The 6,039-nt window shown below is 39.8% G+C and carries 5 protein-coding genes; 1 reads left to right on the top strand and 4 read right to left on the bottom strand.

The genetic code is table 11. The features are described from left to right. Window positions 1-125: 125 nt before the first annotated feature. From ftsY to B7692_RS00260, 3 genes are read right to left on the bottom strand one after another with little or no spacing between them, the layout of a single operon-like run. A complete protein-coding gene (ftsY, locus tag B7692_RS00270) occupies window positions 126-1,364 on the bottom strand; it encodes a signal recognition particle-docking protein FtsY (protein WP_084929570.1) in 1,239 nt (412 codons plus the stop codon). A gap of 3 nt (window positions 1,365-1,367) precedes the next feature. Then, window positions 1,368-2,186 (bottom strand): Cof-type HAD-IIB family hydrolase, encoded by an 819-nt coding sequence (locus tag B7692_RS00265; protein ID WP_084929569.1) that lies wholly within the window; start codon window positions 2,184-2,186, stop codon window positions 1,368-1,370. Beyond that, window positions 2,186-2,977: a Cof-type HAD-IIB family hydrolase gene (locus B7692_RS00260; protein ID WP_084929568.1), complete on the bottom strand. Its 792-nt coding sequence runs from the start codon at window positions 2,975-2,977 to the stop codon at window positions 2,186-2,188. The genes B7692_RS00265 and B7692_RS00260 overlap by 1 nt, the downstream gene beginning before the upstream one ends. Before the next feature lie 230 nt (window positions 2,978-3,207). Here B7692_RS00260 and B7692_RS00255 point away from each other — a divergent pair, with 230 nt between their 5' ends. Continuing rightward, a complete protein-coding gene (locus B7692_RS00255; protein ID WP_084929567.1) occupies window positions 3,208-3,903 on the top strand; it encodes a VIT1/CCC1 transporter family protein in 696 nt (231 codons plus the stop codon). A 146-nt stretch (window positions 3,904-4,049) separates the two neighbouring features. On the opposite strand, the gene B7692_RS00250 is transcribed toward B7692_RS00255, so the two are convergent. After that, a complete protein-coding gene (locus B7692_RS00250; protein ID WP_084929566.1) occupies window positions 4,050-6,038 on the bottom strand; it encodes an ABC transporter permease in 1,989 nt (662 codons plus the stop codon). Window position 6,039 lies beyond the last annotated feature (1 nt).

The raw sequence follows: 6,039 nt of genomic DNA, 5'->3' as shown, positions 1-6,039 counted from the left end.
GTTCATAGATCTGAACTTTATCATCATAACTCAATTTCATAATAAAACACCCCAAAAGTTAGATTTTTTCTGTCTAACTTTTGGGGTGCAGTACAGTTTGTACCTTGCAGGATTTTTGCTTCTGATTAGATTAAGCCTTCCAAGAGACCCTTCATAAAGTTTTCTGAGTTAAACTCTCCAATATCATCGATTTTTTCACCAAATCCAATCAATTTTACAGGAATATTGAGTTCTTCACGGATGGCTAGAACAACACCACCTCGAGCCGTTCCATCAATCTTAGTCAAGACAATTCCTGTCAAAGGGGTAATTTTTGAAAATTCTTTGGCCTGTACCAGGGCATTTTGACCAGTTGAAGCATCTAATGCTAAGAAAGTTTCATGCGGCGCTTCTGGCACAACACGCTTGATGATGCGTCCAATCTTCTCCAACTCAGCCATGAGGTTGTCCTTGTTTTGCAGACGACCAGCGGTGTCAATCATAAGAATATCGATACCTTCAGCTACAGCACGTTCCATGCCATCAAAGACTACACTAGCTGGGTCAGCTTTTTCAGGTCCAGTCACAACTGGAACGTCAACACGACGGCCCCATTCAGCAAGCTGGGCTACTGCTCCTGCACGGAAGGTATCTGCCGCAACCAGCATGACCTTCTTCCCAGCTTGTTTGTAGCGGTGGGCTAGTTTTCCGATAGAAGTTGTTTTCCCAACACCATTAACACCAACAAAGAGCATGACTGTCAAGCCATCTTGGAAGTGGATTCTTTCATCATAGTTGCCACCTTTTTCATAAAGCTCAACCAATTTCTCAATGATGACACGGCGAAGTGCATCCGGTTTCTTGGCGTTCTCAAGCTTGGCTTCGTAACGAAGCTCCTCTGTTAAGTTAGAAGCGACTTGGACACCAACGTCACTCATGATCAGTAATTCTTCCAGTTCCTCGAAGAATTCTTCGTCGACAGAGCGGAAATTGGCAAAGAAGGCATTCAAACGAGCACCAAATCCTGTACGAGTTTTCTTAAGACTGCGGTCATATTTTTCCTGAACAGTTTCTTCTGCTTGAGGCCTTTCTGGTTCAAGCACTTCAGAATTATTTTCTTCTACAGTCTCTAGGAGCTCAGTATTCTCTTCTTCTGGGACTTCTTCTTGTTGAACTTCTACAACTGGCTCTGAATCATAATTTACTTCAACTGTGTCTTGGATTTCCTCTTCTTCAAGCACAGTCTCTTCAAAACTTTCAACCTCTGCTTCTGTAAGGGCAGTCTCAGTGTCTTCAGACAAATCAAGATTTTCCAGAGCTTCTTTTACAACTTCTTCGATTTTAGGTTCTTCTTTTTTTCCGAATAGACGGTCAAACAATCCCATATCTTAGTTCTCCTTTAGCACGTATTCTTCTATAGCCCAAGCGACAGCTTCCTCATCATTGGTCATTGGAGTCACTACATTTGCGACTGCCTTGACTTCAGGAACAGCGTTTTGCATGGCAACACCGAGCCCTGCCCATTCAATCATAGAGAGGTCATTGGCCTCGTCACCACAAGCCATGACTTGGCTTTGGTCAATTCCTAGATGGTTGATTAGTTTTGCCAAACCTGTTGCTTTATGGACATTTTTAGGAGACCACTCTAATAACATCTCACGTGATTTGAAGATTTCATATTGGTCAAACAATTCTGGAGAAATCTTCTGAATAGCTGCATCTAAGGGTTCATGAGCAAAGGCAGTCACGCATTTATTGTAGGTCATTTGACTAGACAAGTCTTCAAAGTCCACTGGAACAAAGGTCAAAGCTGGATTAAATTTAGCATAAAGACTTTCTTGGTCAGATTGGATTTGATAAACAGTTCCTTCTGAGATGGCATCAAGAGGCAGTGATAATTTCTCTGTTTCCTCATACAAGCGTGCTACATCATCATATGAAAAGACTGTTTTATCAAGGATTTCACCTGTATTTTTCTGAACCAAACCACCATTAAAAGTAATCGTATACTCATCTTCGTGGCCGTCAGTCCCTAGCTCATGGAGAAAGAAATCCATAGCTTTTAAGGGACGACCAGTTGTTAATACGACCTTGATACCACGATCACGCGCAGCTTTCAAGGTTGCCTTAGTACGATCCGTCAACCTTTTATCAGTAGTCAGCAAGGTCCCATCCAAGTCCAATGCAATCAATTTTATATCTACCATTATAAGCCCTCCATATAAGCTATAACCGACTGGTCCTTATGGTGACCAATCACAGTCTCTGCTAATTCTAAAATTTCTGGTCGTGCATTTTCAGGAGCTACAGGATGTCCTACAACCTGCATCATATGCAAGTCATTTAGATTGTCTCCAAAAGCCATAACCTGATCCATCGTGATACCAAGTTTTTTAGCTAATTCAACAATGGCCACTCCCTTATCGACATAGTCCAGAACAATATCAATGGATTCAAAACCAGTTGTCATAGCCTTAACACCAGGGACATTTTCATTAACCCAAGCTTCCCCAGCTTCTAGCGTTTCTTCTGTGAAGTTGGTTGTAAATTTGAAAATGTCATCTGTAATATCTTCCAGACTTGCTACTTTTTGGATATTTTCATTATAATGCTGACTCTCTTTCAAATAGGTTGCATTAACCGTGTCTAACACATAAGAACCCTTCTTACCCGTCAAGAGCAGTTTATTGATATCTACATAAGGTGACGTTTTCAGCTTTTCAAAAGTTGATAGATAAAACTCACGAGACATTGTCGCTTCATACAAGTCCTGACCTTGATATTCGACCAAACTGCCATTTTCCGCGATGAAAATAATGTCATCACGAACATCAGCAAATAATTTTTCTAGAGACAGAAATCCGCGCCCCGAAGCCACCGCAAAGTAAATCCCTTTTTCCTTGTAGGAAACCAGAAGAGACTTGAGGCGATCCATATCAAAGCGTCCATTCTCATCTAGGAAGGTTCCGTCCATATCTGTTGCTACTAGTTTAATCATAAAATCTTTCTTACTCCGATTAGTAAATCTACCTCCTATTATACCATAGATAAGTAGAAAAAGGATTAGTCTATCAGCTTTGATTCTCTTTTATCCTTCTCTACTAGCTAGTGCTGTTTCTAACTTTTAAAAAAGCTCGTAAAATTAAAATCGTGCAACTTTTTTCAGATACTTTTAAAAGATTGATTTCATTACCTGTTTCCTTTATACTGAATAAAAAGGAGAATAGTATGTCAGAAACAAATCACGAAATTGATTCAAATTTTGCAGGTCGTTTAAATATCCTACGAGCGGGTGTTCTTGGTGCCAATGATGGAATTATTTCCATTGCTGGTGTAGTTATTGGGGTTGCTAGTGCTACGAGCAATATCTGGATTATTTTTTTATCAGGTTTTGCGGCTATTTTGGCCGGTGCCTTTTCAATGGCTGGTGGAGAATATGTATCCGTTTCAACTCAAAAAGATACAGAGGAAGCAGCCGTTGCGCGTGAGCAAGTCTTGCTAGACCAAGATATAGAGTTAGCTAAAAAATCTCTCTATGCGGCCTATATCCAAAATGGAGAATGCGAAACCTCTGCCCAACTCTTGACCAATAAGGCCTTTCTTAAAAATCCACTCAAGGCTTTGGTAGAGGAAAAATATGGGATTGAGTATGAAGAATTTACCAATCCTTGGCACGCTGCCATTTCTAGCTTTATTTCTTTTTTCCTTGGTAGCTTACCACCCATGCTTTCAATTACCATTTTCCCAAGTGAATACCGCATCCCTGTTACTGTTCTTATCGTCGGTGTGGCCCTTCTTCTCACTGGTTACACTAGTGCCAAACTTGGAAAAGCCCCAACCAAAACAGCTATGATTCGGAACCTTGCTATTGGTCTTTTAACCATGGGAGTTACCTTCATACTCGGACAACTTTTCAGCATTTAATACTCTTCGAAAATCTCTTCAAACCACGTCAGCTTCGCCTTGCTGTACTCAAGTACTGTCTGCGGCTAGCTTCCTAGTTTGCTCTTTGATTTTCATTGAGTATAAAATACAAGAAATACCTCGATTTTGAAGTCGAGGTATCTTTTTTACATTTGGACAATCTTGCGATAACTTCTTGAAGTAATCATGAAAATCAGCACATAGGCGATGAAGAAGATAGCGCAGATAGACAAGGTCACAATCAACATCATATTCGTATCTATTACACCAATCACTTTTAAAATCAGACTAAGCATATGGTAGGCAAAAGCTAGATGTATGAAGGCAAAGAGCAAAGGAAGGAAGAAAACAGTTAAAACCTGTTTGTTGATGGTTTGCTTGATTTGCTTTTGATCTAAACCAACTTTCTGCAAGATAATAAAGCGCTCACGGTCTTCATATCCTTCAGAAATTTGTTTGTAGTAAATGACCAGAACAGTTCCGACCATAAAGATAATGGATAGGAAAATACCGATAAAGAAGACACCACCAAAGAGGGCACTCATCTGAGAACTAGCATCTGCTAGATTGCTACCATACACATAGCTACCTTCCGTGTTTAATTGAGCATTAAACTGATCGAGGTATTTATCATACTCGTCAGCGACCTTGAGTTGTTCTTCTTCGCTGGCATTTACATTCATGCCTCCGTAAAACTGATTATAGATAGCCGAATCTGGGAATTGGTCCAAAAAGGCTTGTAAATCAGGAACAACAAGGTAATTGTAATCAGCAGTCAAAATATTAAACTGATTTGGGACATGGTTCACAATGAAATCTTTATTAAATTCTTCTTTGACAGAAAATTGATGATCATTCAGAGTTAGAGTTTTCTGTTCTTTAACTCCCTCATTCTTTGCAAAGAGTCCGACCTCATTTCCTGATAGAGACAGTTTTTGACCAGTCATATTTTCATAATCTTTTTGATCAAATACCATGAAAACTGTTGTGGGTTGGACACGATTTTGTCCTTTTTCAAAAATAGTTAACTTATTTCCTTCTTGGTTCGCAACACCAAAGTAAGTGTAACGAAACACTTCTTTTTCTTTAATCTGATAACCTTTGTCACTTGCAAACTGGCTCAAGAGTTTGTCCAAGTCTTCTTTTTCAACATTTTGCCCTGAAACCCCAAAATCATGAGGATTTAGAACTTTTTTAAAGCTTTCTGCGGAATTGAAAATGCTTGTCGCTGCTGACATGGTTACCAAAACCATTGTTGACAAGATAGCGATGGTTGCTAGTCCAACTGCATTTTTCTTCATACGGAAAATCAAGTTAGACACTGAGATAAGGTTATTTGGTTGGTAATAGTATTTCTTGTTTTTCTTTAAGATTTGAAGGAAAACGGTAATTCCTGCATTAAACAATAGATAAGTACCAAAGATAACCAGTAAAACAGCTATGAAGAAGGTTGTTAAGGCTGTAAGAGGATCTTTTACCGTAAGGGCAAGATAGTAGCCAATCCCTAAACTAATGGAACCAAGAATCGTTTGGAGAGGAAGGAAGCGACCTTTTTTCTCACCGCTAGCTTTCTCACGCGAGAGCTGGAGGGCATTCATACGGGCGATTCGAAGGGCATTCAGGAACATGAGGCCTAGGAAAATCAAACCGAAGACAACAAGTACTGTAATGACAACTTTCATCTGGAAGGTAGCGACCAGTTCCACCTTCAATTTCATCAGTTTGAGCAAGAAAGCGAAAATTAACTTGTCAAACAAGGCTCCAATACCGATACCTGCTCCAACAGTTAAAATCCCAAATAGCACTAACTCCTTAAAGGTCATACTGATAAGATGACGCTTCTCCAAGCCCAACATGCCATAAATACCTAGTTCCTTAGAACGATTTTTCATAACAAAACTATTGGCATAAAGGACGATAATGGCTGACGCAAGGGTGACAACAAACATACCAAATCCAAGAGTAGCTTGAATGGTTGATCCTCCACGTATTTCCGCAATCTTTGGATTGAAAGTTAGAGAGTAAAAGAGATAGGTGACGGTGACTGCCAAGAGAACAGCCAGTGCAAAAGGATAGTAGAGTTTGCGGTTTTTAATCAAGTTCGATACCGCTAACTTATTGGTTAATCGAAACATA

Origin of the sequence: Streptococcus mitis, from assembly GCF_002096925.1 — a bacterium.
In the GTDB taxonomy this organism is placed as follows: Bacteria; Bacillota; Bacilli; order Lactobacillales; family Streptococcaceae; genus Streptococcus; species Streptococcus mitis_AF.
The sequence above is the reverse complement of the archived record's forward strand: the minus strand, read 5'-3'. Positions and strand labels throughout refer to the sequence as shown.

Bases quoted from the DNA above. Each gene is read 5' to 3' on its own strand.
- ftsY (WP_084929570.1), bottom strand. From the start codon at position 1,364: ATGGGATTGTTTGACCGTCTATTCGGAAAAAAAGAAGAACCTAAAATC.
- B7692_RS00265 (WP_084929569.1), bottom strand. From the start codon at position 2,186: ATGGTAGATATAAAATTGATTGCATTGGACTTGGATGGGACCTTGCTG.
- B7692_RS00260 (WP_084929568.1), bottom strand. From the start codon at position 2,977: ATGATTAAACTAGTAGCAACAGATATGGACGGAACCTTCCTAGATGAG.
- B7692_RS00255 (WP_084929567.1), top strand. From the start codon at position 3,208: ATGTCAGAAACAAATCACGAAATTGATTCAAATTTTGCAGGTCGTTTA.
- B7692_RS00250 (WP_084929566.1), bottom strand. From the start codon at position 6,038: ATGTTTCGATTAACCAATAAGTTAGCGGTATCGAACTTGATTAAAAAC.